The sequence below is a fragment of the Brevibacillus centrosporus genome (genome assembly GCF_046622605.1).
GTDB lineage: Bacteria > Bacillota > Bacilli > Brevibacillales > Brevibacillaceae > Brevibacillus > Brevibacillus centrosporus.
On the sequence record NZ_CP176857.1, the window covers coordinates 220,691 to 236,736 of the forward strand.

At 40.3% G+C, this 16,046-nt stretch carries 17 protein-coding genes; 11 read left to right on the forward strand and 6 right to left on the reverse strand.

What is annotated here, in order from left to right; genetic code table 11:
- Positions 1-164: 164 nt before the first annotated feature.
- Positions 165-1,154: an arsenic resistance protein gene (locus ACLIN2_RS31285; protein ID WP_411504963.1), complete on the reverse strand. Its 990-nt coding sequence runs from the start codon at positions 1,152-1,154 to the stop codon at positions 165-167.
- 18 nt (positions 1,155-1,172) lie between these two features.
- A complete protein-coding gene (locus ACLIN2_RS31290; RefSeq protein ID WP_411504639.1) occupies positions 1,173-1,568 on the reverse strand; it encodes a MerR family transcriptional regulator in 396 nt (131 codons plus the stop codon).
- A 330-nt stretch (positions 1,569-1,898) separates the two neighbouring features.
- Here ACLIN2_RS31290 and ACLIN2_RS31295 point away from each other — a divergent pair, with 330 nt between their 5' ends.
- Complete coding sequence (locus ACLIN2_RS31295) at positions 1,899-2,249, forward strand: hypothetical protein (RefSeq protein WP_411504640.1); 351 nt, start codon at positions 1,899-1,901, stop codon at positions 2,247-2,249.
- 448 nt (positions 2,250-2,697) lie between these two features.
- Here the strand turns inward: ACLIN2_RS31295 and ACLIN2_RS31300 are convergent, their stop codons facing one another.
- Positions 2,698-3,201: a PepSY domain-containing protein gene (locus tag ACLIN2_RS31300; RefSeq protein WP_411504641.1), complete on the reverse strand. Its 504-nt coding sequence runs from the start codon at positions 3,199-3,201 to the stop codon at positions 2,698-2,700.
- A 69-nt stretch (positions 3,202-3,270) separates the two neighbouring features.
- Here ACLIN2_RS31300 and ACLIN2_RS31305 point away from each other — a divergent pair, with 69 nt between their 5' ends.
- Together ACLIN2_RS31305 and ACLIN2_RS31310 are read left to right on the forward strand one after the other, a co-directional pair.
- Positions 3,271-3,474, forward strand: coding sequence for a hypothetical protein (locus tag ACLIN2_RS31305; RefSeq protein WP_411504642.1), 204 nt, complete (start codon positions 3,271-3,273; stop codon positions 3,472-3,474).
- A gap of 71 nt (positions 3,475-3,545) precedes the next feature.
- Positions 3,546-4,628, forward strand: a complete 1,083-nt coding sequence (locus ACLIN2_RS31310; protein ID WP_411504643.1) for a M42 family metallopeptidase — start codon at positions 3,546-3,548, stop codon at positions 4,626-4,628.
- A gap of 45 nt (positions 4,629-4,673) precedes the next feature.
- On the opposite strand, the gene ACLIN2_RS31315 is transcribed toward ACLIN2_RS31310, so the two are convergent.
- Complete coding sequence (locus ACLIN2_RS31315) at positions 4,674-4,961, reverse strand: hypothetical protein (RefSeq protein ID WP_411504644.1); 288 nt, start codon at positions 4,959-4,961, stop codon at positions 4,674-4,676.
- Positions 4,962-5,151: 190 nt separating this feature from the next.
- On the opposite strand from ACLIN2_RS31315, the gene ACLIN2_RS31320 reads away from it, so the two are divergent.
- The gene (locus ACLIN2_RS31320) at positions 5,152-6,588 is read left to right on the forward strand and encodes a LysM peptidoglycan-binding domain-containing M23 family metallopeptidase (protein ID WP_411504645.1); all 1,437 of its coding nucleotides are present in this window, start codon (positions 5,152-5,154) and stop codon (positions 6,586-6,588) included.
- A gap of 115 nt (positions 6,589-6,703) precedes the next feature.
- Here ACLIN2_RS31320 and ACLIN2_RS31325 read toward each other — a convergent pair whose 3' ends face one another.
- On the reverse strand, positions 6,704-7,171 hold the full coding sequence (locus tag ACLIN2_RS31325; protein ID WP_411504646.1) for a CBO0543 family protein: 468 nt from the start codon (positions 7,169-7,171) through the stop codon (positions 6,704-6,706).
- Between the two features lie 224 nt (positions 7,172-7,395).
- Between ACLIN2_RS31325 and ACLIN2_RS31330 the strand changes: the two genes are divergently transcribed.
- Together ACLIN2_RS31330 and ACLIN2_RS31335 are read left to right on the forward strand one after the other, a co-directional pair.
- Positions 7,396-8,382, forward strand: a complete 987-nt coding sequence (locus ACLIN2_RS31330; RefSeq protein WP_411504647.1) for a cation diffusion facilitator family transporter — start codon at positions 7,396-7,398, stop codon at positions 8,380-8,382.
- A gap of 404 nt (positions 8,383-8,786) precedes the next feature.
- Positions 8,787-9,224, forward strand: coding sequence for a hypothetical protein (locus tag ACLIN2_RS31335; RefSeq protein ID WP_411504648.1), 438 nt, complete (start codon positions 8,787-8,789; stop codon positions 9,222-9,224).
- Between the two features lie 45 nt (positions 9,225-9,269).
- Here the strand turns inward: ACLIN2_RS31335 and ACLIN2_RS31340 are convergent, their stop codons facing one another.
- Positions 9,270-9,449: a hypothetical protein gene (locus ACLIN2_RS31340; protein ID WP_411504649.1), complete on the reverse strand. Its 180-nt coding sequence runs from the start codon at positions 9,447-9,449 to the stop codon at positions 9,270-9,272.
- Between the two features lie 698 nt (positions 9,450-10,147).
- Between ACLIN2_RS31340 and ACLIN2_RS31345 the strand changes: the two genes are divergently transcribed.
- The 5 genes from ACLIN2_RS31345 to cyoC all read left to right on the forward strand — a co-directional run bounded on the left by ACLIN2_RS31345 (position 10,148) and on the right by cyoC (position 16,046).
- Positions 10,148-10,666, forward strand: coding sequence for a toll/interleukin-1 receptor domain-containing protein (locus ACLIN2_RS31345; RefSeq protein WP_411504650.1), 519 nt, complete (start codon positions 10,148-10,150; stop codon positions 10,664-10,666).
- Between the two features lie 99 nt (positions 10,667-10,765).
- Complete coding sequence (locus tag ACLIN2_RS31350; RefSeq protein WP_411504651.1) at positions 10,766-11,608, forward strand: cytochrome c oxidase assembly protein; 843 nt, start codon at positions 10,766-10,768, stop codon at positions 11,606-11,608.
- Positions 11,609-12,421: 813 nt separating this feature from the next.
- Positions 12,422-13,432 (forward strand): cytochrome aa3 quinol oxidase subunit II, encoded by a 1,011-nt coding sequence (gene qoxA, locus ACLIN2_RS31355; RefSeq protein WP_411504652.1) that lies wholly within the window; start codon positions 12,422-12,424, stop codon positions 13,430-13,432.
- A 23-nt stretch (positions 13,433-13,455) separates the two neighbouring features.
- Entirely contained in the window at positions 13,456-15,426 is a 1,971-nt protein-coding gene (locus tag ACLIN2_RS31360) for a cbb3-type cytochrome c oxidase subunit I (RefSeq protein WP_411504653.1), read from the forward strand.
- The gene (cyoC, locus tag ACLIN2_RS31365; RefSeq protein WP_411504654.1) at positions 15,426-16,046 is read left to right on the forward strand and encodes a cytochrome o ubiquinol oxidase subunit III; all 621 of its coding nucleotides are present in this window, start codon (positions 15,426-15,428) and stop codon (positions 16,044-16,046) included. Before ACLIN2_RS31360 ends, cyoC begins: the two co-directional genes overlap by 1 nt.

Below are 16,046 nucleotides of genomic sequence, written 5' to 3' on the forward strand. Positions count from 1 at the left end.
AGAGGTGCTCAGGTGGTCAACTTTTTTATGAGCGATGTACCACTGGGTGGTCAAGAATTAGATTAGCATTCACATCTGACACTACTCATAATATAGATAATTATTAATGTAATAAATATTAAAATCGTAACAATTGTATTTTACTTAATCATGTATAAAACTAATCATTCTTGTTTATAAATATTTTTATCATTCCCTCTTAACAGTACCTTTGGAACAAGACGAATATAGAATAGCTCCCCAATTAATTCTACAATTGTTTGCGTTACAATTACTGTAGACGCAACGCCGTTTAGTGGTTCAGGTAGCGCAAGTGCAAACGGAAGAACGACAAGAGAGTTACGAGTACCCGCACTAAAGATAAGAGCCCGTCCTGCTCTGGTATCTAAACGGAATGTACGAGAAATTATACGCGCAATAATCGGGGTAATGGCCATATAGGCTACATAGACAGGAATCACCTGGATAATAGAATCAAACGAGGTATATAGTTTAGAGATTTGTGATGCAACGACAACAAAAAGGGTTAGCGCCATAAAAGGCACAGGAAGCCACGCTGTAGCATCAAGCAATCGCTCTCCCTGTGGTTGTCGCCTTGACCACCATTGCGTAAGTAGCGCAAGTACCAGCGGAACCACAATGAGACCTAAAAATGCTTCGAAAAATGGCCCGACACTCACAATCTCTGCTGCTTTCTCGCCTATAAAAAGCCACAGATAAATGGGCAAAAAAAGCATTTGAGTGACAAAGAGTATAGGTGTTGAGACCAAAACGAGCTTCTCGTTCCCACGCCCAAGATGTGTAAAGACAATTACATAGTCAATGCAGGGAGTAAGCAAAACAAGAAGTACACCTAATAGTACTGCTGGGTCGGTTGGAAGAAACCGTGTTAACCCTAAAACAAGGATAGGTACGGCTAAGTAATTAGTAATAAGTAGCGCATAGATGAACTTTCGATTTGTTAGTGCCTCTTTTAAACGGAAAAAAGGGATTTGGGCAAACATTCCATACATTAAGATGGCAAGCACAAATGAAATCATACGATCTAAACTTTCGCTGGATTCTGGCAACAACAAACCATAACCAGCGGCAATAATTAGTACGAAAGCATAGAGCCAAACTTGATTATTTTCTAATTGTTCTCTTGAAATCACTTCTGGCACTTCCCCTTCCTAACACGAACCCGTATTTTCTATCTTCTGTAAGCACTCGGACCACGTAAGACATTTGCACCTTAACCCGTTATCTAAGATCTGTATCATGGAATTGATCTGTTTCTTCCGATCTTCTAATTCCGAGCGTTTTTGCTTCGCCATCAGCTCCCAACGTTCGGAAAGTGAATGGTCGGCTTCAAAGACTTCAAGTAAAACAGCTATTTCTTGAATACTAAAACCAGTCTGCTGAGCTACTTTAATAAAGTGGATACGGTCTAGCAGCCCCTCGTCATATCGGCGCTGACCGTTTTTTCGTTCAGGACATGGAAGCAAACCAACGGATTCATAGTAGCGAAGTGTCGATGCGTTCAATTCTGCTTTTGCAGCAAGCTGCCCAATGCTAAGATCTGACATAACTTCACCCCTTGACTTAAAGTTAACTTTAAGTTTTATGCTTAATTATATCTCGTTAAGGAATGTGATGTAAATGAAGAAAGGGAGTTGGCTCGCGGGGATTGGGTTACTGGGCGCGTGTGCTTTGTGCTGCGCTTTACCGCTGATCGGCGGTGCGGCAGCCCTAGGCATATCATCCTTCTTTTTGAATCCGGTGATTGTTGCGGTCTTAGCCCTTGTGCTTGTTATAGTATGGAGCCTTATTTATCATCGTCGTAAGGCAAACGGATCGACTTGCATAAAAACAGGATGTAACTGCAATTCATGCTCAAAATGAAAGGTGGAGTCAAAGTGAGTAAAGAAATACCGGTAGCATGTTGTCATACTGTCTATACGAAATCACAAAGGGAGGAGTACAAAAGTATTTGGGAAGAGCTTGAAACAAGACGAATTAGCATTTCGGAGATTGAAAAGGGGTATCAGTATCAATTTCAAGGCGATTCGGAAACGTTGCGTCTGGTAAATGAATGGGTACGGATGGAACGAAAATGCTGTCCATTTTTAACGTTTACGGTCATTGCATGCAACGAAGAGAAACCTATTATGCTAGAGCTTACTGGAAACGAAAAAGCGAAAGCATTCTTGCGAACAGAAATGCAAGAGAAAATTAACATGATATCTCGGGTTGACCAAGAGAATTAAGTTGCTCGTGAGACTCCTGAGGAGTTCGGTATTTAACTTTCCAGGGAGTAGGATTAGGGGAAGGTATTGCATAGAAAAGCTAAGGTTATAAAACAATATTATAAAAGGTATACGGAGGGACTATGGAAAAGACGTCAGATTCAATAGTTAGTACATCCTTACCTAGCCAGGTTAAGATGAGTAACGAAGAAGTAATAAGAAGTCAATTATTGAATCATGTACTCGAGACTGAAAAGATGCGGGACGAGGCAAATCAAAAGCAGGAAGACAATTTCTTCATAGAAGGTAAATAGATTTCAATACCCTGTCTCTGTAAACATGCAGATACAGGGTATTATTTTTAGCTTTTTATCCTTTCAATGTGATTTCAATCTAAAGGATGAGTGGAATCTCATAGCGGTAAGTATGGATTTAAAGTGAAAAAGGCATAGCGTATATGTGCGGTTACCTAGGGAGCCTCCTTTTTCTTAAACCTACGTTTGGGTAGGAAATAAATGAGCCCGGATAAGACAAGCAAAATGGTTAAGACTGAAATAATCTCTAATAATGTGACGAAATTTAAGTCTTCCCATTCTCCAACGTGTAACCCATAAAAGAAATCTAATATGGGGTCTTGTTTTAAAGCGTCAATTTGTCCATCTGCAAAAACAGTCAGTCGTAGGATGGGATCTCTTTTCACATAGACTTTAAAGGAATCTCCTGATTTCGTGATGGATCTGATTTCATCCCAGGAATATTCTCCGGTTTCAACTAACTTTGCACCAACATAGGCAATCGTAAACTCATCAGGATCGGATGGTAAAGAGATCATCTCTGTTTTTAGGTCTGTTGCTTGGGTCTGATACCAAGGGACGTTTAGAAGGAGAAAGCCTGTTATCGCCCACATGACTAAAAATAGACTAACGATCAATCCAACGTAACGATGTAAGGTACGGTTCCACCTTTTTAACATGTTGATTACTCCTCTCCATTACATACAGGATGATTATATAAAATGTGATATTAAAAAGAGATGGCTCAAGTGAGCTATATTGAATGGACAATTAGTGAACCGACGACAGATTTTATATGTTCAGCCGCTAGAGGTACCGATCAATTAAATAATTTGGGGAAATACCCTAACCGCTTAGACATTGAATTGATTAAAACAACTAACACAGGGAGAGGTGTTTCTGCAGGGGAGATGGCAGATTTGAGGTTGCTCAACTGGGCCTTATACAATTAACTCTCGGATTGTAAATGGCTTCACATATCTCCCTCATCGCATGGTCATTCTAACGAAAAGGAGGGATTACCATGGATACAGACTTACAATTAATGAGGGACTTAACCGAAACGGCTGGTCCGCCTGGTTTTGAAATGAGCGTACAAAGCCTAATGAAGGATCGGATTACACAGTTAACTCCCGAGATCCTTGAGGATAATTTAGGGAGTATCGTAGGGCAACACGGAAATACAGGTCCTAGAATCTTGCTAGCAGCACACATGGATGAAGTTTCGTTTATGGTTACCCATGTTACAAATGATGGTTTCCTCCGGATTCAGCCTCTTGGTGGATGGTGGGGGCATGTAATGTTAGCCCAACGAGTAAAGATTCTCACTAGAAAGGGGGAGCTAACTGGAGTAATTGGGTCAAAAGCTCCGCATGTCCTTTCAATTGAGGAAAGAAAAAATGTTCTTGAAATCAGCAATATGTTTGTAGATATTGGGGCGTCAAGTAAAGATGAGGCTAACGGGTTTGGCGTGGAGGTAGGGGATCCTGTTGTCCCGATATGCCCCTTTGAAGTCTTGAAAAACCCAAAAATGCTCATGGCAAAAGCATGGGATAACAGAGCTGGATGTTATGTTGCCTTAAAGGTATTGGAAAGAATTCAACAAGAAACGCTTGATAATACCGTTTTTTGCGGCGCTACAGTTCAAGAGGAAGTGGGCCTTCGGGGGGCGGTAACTTTATCGCACAAAGTTTCTCCGGATATTGCGTTTGCTTTGGACGTCGGGGTAGCAGGTGATACTCCAGGGATGAGTCATAAAGATGGCCATTCTAAACTAGGAGGAGGACCCCTCCTTGGTTTTTATGATAGCAGTATGATTCCTCATTTAAACTTGCGTGACTTTGTTATCGATATAGCAAAGGAACATAACATTCCTTATCAGACAGACATTATGCCGGGTGGAGGGACGGATGCGGGTAAATTTCATATGGCGCATAACGGTGTACCTTCAATGGTAGTTAGTGTAGCTGCACGCTATATTCATAGTCATGTCTCTGTGGTAAGTCGAGATGATTTAGATCTTACTGTGCAATTACTCGTTGAGCTCGTCAAGAGACTGGACGAGGAAACTGTCAATCATATAAAGGGTATGAATAGGAGGAAATAACAAAGAAGGAGCCAATTTGCTTTACACGCATACGGCTCCTCTTTGTTATTTTAATGGTTGTCTATCTAAAAACTGATGCAACTGTTCTTCATCAAAGCTTGAAAGAGACACGGAAGGCATAACCTTTCGCGATAACGGCTTTTCTCCTTTCCATTCTGCTACTTGGCGGTTATCCATAAAAACTTGATACGTTTTTCCGTACCCCGAGAATGCGGATGAGGGCTCTGGATAATCGCCTTCATCCAAACGGTCGTTCTCAAGATTGTGTCTTACACTAATTCTCCATTTCCCTTCGTGATACGTTTCAACTTCCCACGAATTTGGTCCGTTCATGTCCCACTCTCCTTTAATGCTGTGTTCGTTCTATAGTTTTTGTAACGGATGTATATCCTATTACATTTAAATGAATATTTGATGAACCATGTAGTCAATCCACTTGTCGAGCGCGTTTTTTGTATGATAAAGTCGAATAAGTTGAGTGTAAATAATTAAGATAATTCAAAGGACTTCCAGGAGGCAGATCATGGATGAACCCAAGTGGCTAGCCCTGTTACGAGAAAAAGTGAATCACACATTGGCTATTTTTGCAAAAAACAAAAAACTCAAACTGATGGTTGGGTTCTTTCTCTTGCTGACAACCTCAGGTTTTGCTTACGTTGATCATATTGATAATAACCATATGGTTACCGTTTATCAGCTGAAGCTAAATGGAAAAGAGATTGGAGCAGTAAGCAGCCCTGATGTTGTTCAAAAGTGGCTGGATGTGAGTTTGCGTAACAGTGGAGCTAAGAATTATAGTCAATTAAAACTGGATGACCAAATTACGTTTCAGGAACAAAAGCTCTTCAATGGTGTTTATGACAATGACGCAGCTATAGAAGCACTTTCTAAAGAGACAGAGCTCAGAGTATCCACAGTAAAGGTTGAGGTTGGAGGGACCACAGTAGGTTACGCCATTAACCAACAAGAAGTACAAAAGGCGCTCGCCCAGTTGAAACAAAGATATGTATCAAACTCCAAAAGCAAAGTTGCTGCTGCTTCCATCGATAGCCAAAAGTCAGAGGTTAAAGAGGTGAAGTTTAAAGAGACAGTTAGTATGCAACAGAGCACAGCTCCTGCTCCTGATATACTATCATCCGACAAACTGCTACAGGTCCTTACAAATGGCCTTGCTACCCCGATTATTCATACAGTCCGTAAAGGGGATTGTCTTGGGTGTATTGCAAACGAGTATGGAGTTAAGCTTTCTGAAATTCTTGATAACAATCCTGAAATTAATGAGAATTCGTTGTTGCAACTTGGTCAGGAAATAAATATTACCGTATCTCAACCCCTTCTTACAGTGAAAGTTACGGAAGAGGTAGAACAAAACGAGCGAGTTCCTTATCAGTTAGAAACGAGAACATCAAGTTTATTACCAAAAGGCCAAACTAGGGTCATTCAACCGGGTAAAGAAGGAATGAAACGGGCTACATACCAGGTCATTAAAGAAAATGGAAAGATAATTGAGCGTAATTTGATTCAAGAAGAAACTATAGAAAAACCTGTTACTAAGATCGTAGAACAGGGTACAAAAACCGTATCAATCTCTTCTTCAGGAAATATGACATGGCCGGCGAACGGGGTCCTAACCAGTCGTTATGGTCAGAGATGGGGAAGGCTTCATAAAGGCTTAGATATTGCAGGTTCCGGATCCATACAGGCTACAGAAAGTGGAAAAGTAGTCTTAGCTGGTTGGTATGGGGATTATGGAAACGCTGTGATTATTGACCACGGAAATGGTGTCCAAACCTTATATGGGCATATGAAATCGATACGCGTAAGTGAAGGGGAAAGAGTTAATAAAGGTACTTCGATTGGAATTATGGGATCAACTGGTGATTCCACAGGAGTGCATGTGCATTTTGAAGTAAGGAAAGGTGGCAAGATAGAAAATCCAATGAACTACTTAAAACGATAGGGATATGAACAAAACAAACCCGTTCCATTTCTGGGACGGGTTTTATCAACAAGAAATGCAATAAGGGCCACTGGACATTATTCTAACCTTTTATTTGTGTATGAATGATAGTGTGTCATCTGAGGATGAGGTTTCTTTTTAAAAGGACATAGTATGAATATCCTAATATGTACGCTAATACGTACGATATAAATGTCCAAAAAATGTTCCAACCATTATGATAAACAATACTACCTGTTAACACTGTGATATATTCTAATCCAGAAGTGAACAGGCTAAATGACAGCAGAAGGATCCAGTGAGGAAGCAAGTTCTTTTGACAATAGTGTATGAACAGTGAACCAAAGATAGGATAAATTCCTAAATCAATTGGCAAGCAATTTAATGACTCTGTTTTATTCGGCAGTATGTCCCAAAAGTCCAGGAATAGGCCGATCTCATTGAACACTAGAGAAATCACCGAGTCGAATGGTGCAATCGTTAAGACCACTTTTTGATTCTTTTTAAAAAGATTAACGCCTATAATCCAAGGAATAATAAAACCGAAAACTATGTAAAAAAGAATCGGACTCTCCCCTTTCATTCTATATTGCTGATCAAATCGATCTATATACCAGGCACGAGCCTTATTGATAAATAAGGTCGTGTTTTTTTATTTGCTTAAAAAGTACACTTTGAATTCATAACGATATCTGAATGCACTTTCTCCTGCTTATTTTTGTATACCCACAGTTGAATTACAAAAACTAAATAACAAACTCTTTGTTAAAACCCTCAAGGAATATTGTTACGTTCAGGAGGATCAGTATGATAACAAAAGAAAAAAAACGCAGTCCTTTCAAAGGAACAGTACAACATCAACATGAAAGTAAGCATGTTCATTCAAGTGGAGGTGGTCAGCACGTTCACGTTGCGCAGGGAAAGCTAAAAACAGCAATTATTCTTGGATTCATTGTGCTTGCAGGTGAAGTTATTGGCGGCATGTTAGCAAACAGCCTTGCTCTATTGACAGATGCTGCTCACATGTTAACCGACGTAATGGCATTAATTGTGGCCTACTTTGCACTTCGTGCTTCGACGGCTCCACCATCAAAAATCATGACTTTTGGTCGACATCGGATCACAATATTAGCTGCACTGTTTAACGGTCTAACGTTAATTGGAATTGTTTTTTATGTTGGGGCCGAGGCATATAAACGTTTGCTTAATCCTCAACCAGTCGAGAGTACTGTACTCTTTATTACAGCAACGGTTGGTGTCGTAGTAAATTTATACATTGGCTTGGGAATGAGAGAACAAGCAGATAACGTCAACATCAAAAGCGCGATGTTGCATGTATTGGGGGATGCAGCTGCATCAGCAGGAGTAATTATTGCTGGTATCATTATGTATTTTACAAAATGGTATATCCTTGATCCGATTTTAAGCTTCCTTATCGCACTAATTGTAGCGATAAGTGCATGGCGAGTTTTAAAAGAAACATATGTAGTACTTATGGAAGGCACGCCGGTTGGTATCGATTTTGACCAAGTCGTAGCGACAATTCGTTCTGTTTCTGGAGTCAAAGACATTCATGATCTGCATATATGGAGTTTAACATCGAATCGTAACGCTATGAGCGGACACATAGTAGTGGATGGTAGTATGACTGTTAAAAAAGCGCAGGGGATTGTTAAGGATCTTGAAGCACAAGTAGCTAAAAAATTCCGTATTGGACACGTAACGATTCAAGTTGAAGATGAAGGACATTCGCATCCAGAGATGTTTGGGATTGATCGTGAGTGGAAGCATTAAATAAGATGATTTAATCAGACCATAGATGAGGCACAACTGCAGTAAACGAGAAGGGTAGCAAAACATATCGAGAGTGGAAGAAGTCCATGCAAACCGTAAAACAGGTATTCACCTTTACATAACATAAGCACCACTTAAGTGGTGCTTATGTTAATTCAGAAACGAATATCAAATTTGTAAATAATCTACAGATTTCCAGGTGATTCGAGTAAAGGATCTAGTCCCTGAGTCTTTTAATGTAATTGACCGTCGTCTTTATGGTGATGATGATGGCCCTCGTGAACATGATCATGATTATGATTTCCGTGTCCATGTTCATGCTCATGTTCGTGTTCGTGTTCGTGTTCGTGTGTTAGTCCTACTTGACACATCATTTCATCATGATGAATAGAGGAGTTTTCAATTTGAATAGTAGCGTGGACAAAGTTTCTCCGGATATTGCGTTTGCTTTGGACGTCGGGGTAGCAGGTGATACTCCAGGGATGAGTCATAAAGATGGCTATTCTAAACTAGGAGGAGGTCCCCTTCTCGGTTTTTATGATAGCAGTATGATTCCTCATTTAAACTTGCGTGACTTTGTCATCGATATAGCAAAGGAACATAATATTCCTTATCAGACAGACATTATGCCGGGTGGAGGGACGGATGCGGGTAAATTTCATATGGCGCATAACGGTGTACCTTCAATGGTAGTTAGTGTAGCTGCACGCTATATTCATAGTCATGTCTCTGTGGTAAGTCGAGATGATTTAGATCTAACTGTGCAATTACTCGTTGAGCTCGTTAAGAGACTGGACGAGGAAACTGTCAATCATATAAAGGGCATGAATAGGAGGAAATAACAAAGAAGGAGCCAATTTGCTTTACACGCATACGGCTCCTCTTTGTTATTTTAATGGTTGTCTAACTAAAAACTGATGCAACTGTTCTTCATCAAAGCTTGAAAGAGACACGGAAGGCATAATCTTTCGCGATAACGGCTTTTCTCCTTTCCATTCTGCTACTTGGCGGTTATCCATAAAAACTTGAAATACAAGACATATGCCAACAGCAGCAGCAGACTTCATAAGATTCACTCCAACTTCTTTCACCTTGTTTAATAGTGTAGAAAAAACCAGTCTAAACAAATGTCGTATGATAACCACTATTATGAGATCGATTGATTACCTTTATATTTTAGCATCTCATTTTCATGCTATTAATGGCTCACTATAGCTATTTGTTTGAGATATCGATGAAGTAAAAGACATTAGAAAGGTCAAATTTTGTTATTGCATAAAATACATGAAAAAACTAGCGATAATACTAATGTAGCAATGAAATGTGTGATTCGACCCCATCATTAACATAAAGTGGATATTCTAATTAAATTACTTGAACACTTCGTGAACATACGGGGAAGGGTACTTGCATTGTTAAGGTAAATCATATACTTTAATAATAAAATGAATGTTTGAATGATGATTTCTAATTGGGAATGTTAGGAGAGTAATAATGTTCATACCTTATATCATAGGAGCCTCAAAACGGGTTTAGCAACGGAGTGTTACTTGAATCAGAAAGGCAATCTTATATGTATCGCTTAAGGGAGGAGAGAGTTGGGTAAAGCAAGTGTCCTTATTCACACCAAGACTAAATGATACAATGCCGTAAAATTATTCGATGTTGTTCATTATCATTTGATAATGATGAGTTTACTATATCGATTAAGGTATATTCCAAGTAGCTCATTATAGACATCAATCACTGATAAGGCGGTGTTTATATGTCATATTTAACTTTTGACCGTATTAGAAATTATTCCAATACATTAGGAAGAGCTTTCACTCAAAATGAACATGCAAAAAAATATACAAAAAAGACACCTGTTTTTCTATCCTATTGGCACGAGGACCAAGAATTAATAAAAGCAGTAATAGGTTTTTTAGCTCAGTTTGGTCGATCCGTGCATATTGATTGGTTACCCAACCAAATTCCACGAACTACTAATGCGACAACTGCAAGTTCTATTAAGGAAAAAATTATGGCAAGTACGAAATTTATCGTACTCGCTACACCGAATAGTATCGAATCAAAATGGATACCTTGGGAATTAGGTATTGCAGATGGTAAAAAAGGTTTGAATAGTATCGCAATATTGCCAATAGTACAATCATCAACAGTTTGGAAAGAAAAGGAATACTATGGTATTTACAATGTGATTGAAGAGCAGGTTGCCGGGCAATGGACAGTTGTCTCCCCAAATGGCGGCAATAGAGCACTTCGTACTTGGTTAGAAGGATAAGTGAATGATCTCACTGCATCTACACTCTTTATTGTCAGATAATTTTAACGCTGATAACGTAGATATTTAAGAGTGAATCAGTACGAAGGGAGGATATACATGGGCAATGAACATCAGGGCATGTCATCAAGTATGGGTACAGCGTCTTTTTCTGAATTATGGAGTCCTAACATGATGCTCTTAACCCTATTGATGGTGGTTGTATATTTTTTGATAACGGGTCCACTACACAAACGGTTTGCCAATGCTACTCCAGCATCCAGCAAACAAAGGTACCTATTTGTTTTTGCGCTGATTTTGTTCTATGCTGCGCAAGGAAGTCCTATTAGTTATTATGGACATCATTATCTGTTTAGCCTTCACATGTTACAGCAGTCTCTCTTATATTTCGCTTTGCCGCCGATTGTTCTTTTGGCGATACCTGAATGGATCTTGGAAGAAATCTTCAAACTGAAGCTATTAAAGTCAATTTTGAGGATTTCAACCAATCCGTTGGTTGCTGCTTTGATGTTCAATACCTTATTTTCCTTCTACCATGTACCGTTCATTTTCGATGCAATAGCTGACAATGCTCAATGGATGTTGGTTTATCATCTGGTGCTAGTGTTTACAGCATTCGCCATGTGGTGGCCGATAGTTAGTCCATTATCGGATAAACAGCAGCTATCTGGATTAAAAAAACTTGGTTATATCTTTGCTAACGGAGTGCTAATTACTCCTGCGTGTGCATTGATTATCTTTGCTGGTGATCCCTTATACGATACTTACATTCAGGCTCCGCGACTGTTTCCAAGCCTGGATACGTTCAGTGACCAAAGACTAGGTGGGATTATCATGAATCTAATGCAGGAATTAGTATACGGATTCGTGCTTGCATACGTCTTCTATCATTGGTACAGACAGGAAAAGCAAGAGGATTTGTCTATGGATCAGAAAACATAAAGTTTAGCTGGATATAAAAGTAAGGGGAAGAGGCACAGAGCCACTTCCCTATTTTCTAACTATACCAAGGGAAATGAAAAATAGAGGGTAGGGGAGATATAATCATGAATAAGTTATACTTACTTGGCTGCATGTTTTTGTTAATGTGGGTTGTATTCATTATGTTTGAAATTCCGAAACAGGATAATCTACTCATACTTTCCGTAGTTGTAGGTGGTTCCATTTCTTTGCCACTTTATTTTGGAATTGTGTATCTTCTAAAGGGGACCCCCCGAAGAAAATGGATTGCTTGGTTATTCATAATTCTTAGTCCAATTGTAATTTCACCTTTAGTCATATATTTTGTCGTAAAGTTTATCAGTTAACATAAACTGTGCAAGTTATTTTTTTTACAACTATTACTTCTGACCTTAGGAAAAAAAGCAGTAGTTGTTTGTGGGATAAATTGAGAGAGAAGACGTTTCAGACAATCAAATTGATTTTCATATTATTTGGTCAGCCAGAAGCTTCTGGTTGGCCTTTTTTTCTGAAGCGAAGGGTAACTGTTACAAGGTGAGTCTAGTTCTAATATCAGATTAACTCATTAGATAATATCTCCTGATTTAATCATTACTTAACTAAGAAAAACTGTGAAGCTTAGGTGAATACTTTGTCACAGAAAAGCGACACAAAAATGAACACTGCTGGAACCAACGTACACAGTTCTAGATTTTCTGATAGCATTTAGAAAAGCTGTTGAAGCAAGTTGGTGTTTAACTAAGTTAAAAAATTGTTAGGACAATTTTTTGATGATTGAGGGAGGGGTTAGGAGAAATGGGTGCAAGAAAGATGTTGAAGAAAATCCACTTTTGGATATTGGCAACAATAGCCGTCCTCATGCTTTCAGGATGTGGAAACGAGTACGTTGTCCTCAATCCAAAAGGGCCAGTGGCAGAAACGCAGTACAATCTCATTATCATATCAGTTATTTTGTGCTCCATCATCATTATACCGGTTCTGGCGCTTACCGCTTTTATTGTGTATCGCTATCGAGACACTGCGGACAATAAAGCTCCTTACAGACCGAATTGGACGCACAACACGGCGTTGGAAGTAATATGGTGGGGGATTCCCGTTATTATCATTGCGATTTTGGGTTACTTCACAGTACGAGACATTTATGCACTGGTAGAATCGCCCAATAAAGAAGTGAAGCCGATCACCATCGAAGTTACATCTATGGACTGGAAGTGGATGTTTACTTATCCTGAGCAAAACATAGCCACAGTCAATTACTTAGAGATTCCGGTAGGGGTTCCGGTACAATTCCGAGTGTCTGCTGACGGTCCTATGAACTCTTTTTGGGTTCCGCAGCTTGCTGGCCAAATTTATGCGATGGCTGGAATGGCTACGAACTTATGGATGCAAGCTGATGAACCGGGCGAATATCAGGGGAAGGGTGCTAACTTTACTGGAGAAGGTTTTGCCCATATGCAGTTTAAAGTAGTTGCCAAGCCCCAGAACGAATTTGATCAATGGGTGCAGCAGGTGAAGAACAATAGTCCAGCCATGACAAAACAGGATTACGAGAAGCTTAGAAAGCCTGGTCTTTCTGAAATAATGCTGTATTCATCATTTCCAACAGGACTGTTTGATGAAATTGTGATGAAATACAGCCATGGTCACGATGACAAAAAGAAGCATGACATGAAAACCCGACAGCCTATGAGTAATTCCAATGACCCAGAAGATCAAGTGAAAAACGATAATGCGAATAAAGCAACAAACGAGATCGACCAGCAAATGTCTGGACACAACATGACCGAAATGAACATGAATCAGTAAATGGAAGGAAGGAGGAACACCTAATGTGGGAAAACATTAAATCTTTTGCATCAACGTTTTTTGTTACAGGTGACCCTTTAATTTATGGTGCGGATGTTTCGATTGCCTTAACGATTGTTGCTATCGTTTTTGTCCTTACCAAATACCATAAGTGGGGATGGCTATGGCGTGAATGGCTAACTACTGTAGATCACAAAAAAATTGGGATCATGTATCTGATCGCTTCACTTTTAATGCTGTTCCGCGGTGGAGTGGACGCTCTTTTGATGCGTGTACAGCTAGCGTTCCCAGACTTAGGGTTTTTACAATCTGATCACTACAACGCAATCTTCACGACGCACGGCACGATCATGATTTTGTTTATGGCAATGCCGATGATGTTTGCCCTGTTCAACATGGTAATTCCATTGCAAATAGGAGCGCGTGACGTCGCCTATCCGTTTTTGAATGCAGTCAGTTTCTGGCTATTTATGTTCGGTGCAATGCTGTTTAACTTGTCATTCGTTATAGGAGGATCTCCGGATGCAGGGTGGTTATCGTATCCACCTTTATCACAAAATGATCTGAGTCCTGGACCTGGTCAAAACTTTTATATTTGGGGCATTCAGATTTCCGGTATCGGTAGTTTGGCCACAGGGATTAACTTCCTTGTAACGATTCTTAAAATGCGTGCTCCAGGAATGAAATTGATGAAAATGCCTCTTTTCAGCTGGTCTGTTCTGTCAAGCTGTATCATGATCATTTTGGCATTCCCTATTCTAACTGTAACACTGGCGTTGCTTTTCCTCGACAGATTCGCAGGCGCCCATTTCTTTACGATGGATGGCGCGGGTAATCCGATGATGTATATCAACCTTATTTGGATGTGGGGACATCCAGAAGTATACATTTTAGTTGTCCCAGCTTTTGGTATTTTCTCTGAGATCGTTGCAACGTTCTCCAGGAAGGCGATTTTTGGGTATAAATCCATGGTTATTGCCATGATGAGCATTGCTGTTGTTGCATTTTTTACGTGGGCACATCATTTCTTTACCATGGGGACAAGTGCTAACGTAATTGCATTTTTCGCGATCTCAACCATGGTCATTGCGATTCCGACCGGGGTAAAAATCTTCAATTGGCTGTTTACCATGTTCCGTGGACGAATTTCGTTCAAACAACCAATGTTATGGACGATTGCGTTCATTCCATGTTTTCTTATCGGGGGAGCTACGGGTGTCATGCTAGCAGTTGCTCCTGCAGACTACCAATATCACAATAGCTATTTCCTCATTGCCCACTTTCACCAAGTACTGATTGGTGGGGTTGTGTTTGGTTTCCTTGCAGGCATTTACTATTGGTGGCCGAAAATATTCGGCTTCAAGCTGGATGAACGTTTGGGTAAATGGGGTTTCTGGTTCTGGAATATCGGTTTTTATGTTTGCTTCATGCCGCAATACGCGCTTGGTTTCATGGGTATGACCCGACGTTACTATACGTACGGATGGGACTTGGGATGGGCACCACTCAATCTAATATCGACCATTGGAGCTTTCTTGATGGGTGCAGGCTTTATTTTCCAAGTATGGCAAATCGCGTACAGTATCAAACATGGCGAGCGTGACACGACAGGGGATCCGTGGAACGGACGTACATTAGAATGGTCGATCCCATCTCCGGCACCGTTTTACAACTTTGCAGTCATTCCACAAGTGAAAGATACCGATGACTGGTGGCTGACAAAAGAAGCAATGGCTGATAGCACTGCTAAGAAAGAGAAAGTACACCTTGAACCGATCCACATGCCGAAAAACTCTGGGATTCCATTTATCATGTCTGTCTTCTGGTTTATTGCTGGATTTGGCTTTACCTTTGGATGGGTATGGATGGCAGTTGTTGGGTTAATCGGTGTTGCTATGACAATGTGGGCACGTTCCTTTCAGTATGATACGGATTATTATGTACCGGTAGATGAAGTGCGACGCACGGAAGCCTCACTGGGGAGGGATTTATGATGCAAACACTGGTAAAAAAACATGGCGATGGTCATTCTCATGATCATGAGCATGGCCACGAGGAACATGAGCAACTTAAAGTACTCGGATTTTGGATTTTCCTTGTAACAGACTGCATCTTGTTTGGTTCACTGTTTGCCACTTACGCAGTATTGATGCACAATTACGCGGGGGGGCCAACCGGAAAAGAGCTTTTTGAAATGCCCGGCGTTATAGCATCGACCTTTATCTTGTTGACCAGTAGTTTTACAAGTGGTTTGGCTATACTGGCGATGAATAAAGGGAAAGTGAAAGAGTTGATTGGGTGGCTAGCTGTAACTGCAATATTAGGACTAGCCTTTATCGGACTAGAGATCACAGAGTTTGCCAAAATGGTAGAGGAAGGTGCGAGTATTTCAACAAGTGCGTTTCTTTCGGCTTTCTTTGCACTGGTTGGGACGCATGGTCTGCACGTTACGGTAGGTTTGTTCTGGATGGTGGCGATCATGATACAGTTGAAACGCCACGGCATAACACCAGTAACACGTCGTAAAGTGACCAACCTGAGCTTGTATTGGCACTTCCTTGACGTCATTTGGATCTTCCTCTTCACAGTTGTCTATCTATTGGGGGTGATGTAG

What these genes read in the sequence shown, in the direction of transcription:
- ACLIN2_RS31290 (WP_411504639.1), bottom strand. Translation starts at nt 1,568, where the DNA reads ATGTCAGATCTTAGCATTGGGCAGCTTGCTGCAAAAGCAGAATTGAAC.
- ACLIN2_RS31350 (WP_411504651.1), top strand. Translation starts at nt 10,766, where the DNA reads ATGGGCAATGAACATCAGGGCATGTCATCAAGTATGGGTACAGCGTCT.
- cyoC (WP_411504654.1), top strand. Translation starts at nt 15,426, where the DNA reads ATGCAAACACTGGTAAAAAAACATGGCGATGGTCATTCTCATGATCAT.
- ACLIN2_RS31315 (WP_411504644.1), bottom strand. Translation starts at nt 4,961, where the DNA reads ATGAACGGACCAAATTCGTGGGAAGTTGAAACGTATCACGAAGGGAAA.
- ACLIN2_RS31340 (WP_411504649.1), bottom strand. Translation starts at nt 9,449, where the DNA reads ATGAAGTCTGCTGCTGCTGTTGGCATATGTCTTGTATTTCAAGTTTTT.
- ACLIN2_RS31300 (WP_411504641.1), bottom strand. Translation starts at nt 3,201, where the DNA reads ATGTTAAAAAGGTGGAACCGTACCTTACATCGTTACGTTGGATTGATC.
- ACLIN2_RS31320 (WP_411504645.1), top strand. Translation starts at nt 5,152, where the DNA reads ATGGATGAACCCAAGTGGCTAGCCCTGTTACGAGAAAAAGTGAATCAC.
- ACLIN2_RS31360 (WP_411504653.1), top strand. Translation starts at nt 13,456, where the DNA reads ATGTGGGAAAACATTAAATCTTTTGCATCAACGTTTTTTGTTACAGGT.
- ACLIN2_RS31325 (WP_411504646.1), bottom strand. Translation starts at nt 7,171, where the DNA reads ATGAAAGGGGAGAGTCCGATTCTTTTTTACATAGTTTTCGGTTTTATT.
- ACLIN2_RS31310 (WP_411504643.1), top strand. Translation starts at nt 3,546, where the DNA reads ATGGATACAGACTTACAATTAATGAGGGACTTAACCGAAACGGCTGGT.
- ACLIN2_RS31345 (WP_411504650.1), top strand. Translation starts at nt 10,148, where the DNA reads ATGTCATATTTAACTTTTGACCGTATTAGAAATTATTCCAATACATTA.
- ACLIN2_RS31330 (WP_411504647.1), top strand. Translation starts at nt 7,396, where the DNA reads ATGATAACAAAAGAAAAAAAACGCAGTCCTTTCAAAGGAACAGTACAA.
- qoxA (WP_411504652.1), top strand. Translation starts at nt 12,422, where the DNA reads ATGGGTGCAAGAAAGATGTTGAAGAAAATCCACTTTTGGATATTGGCA.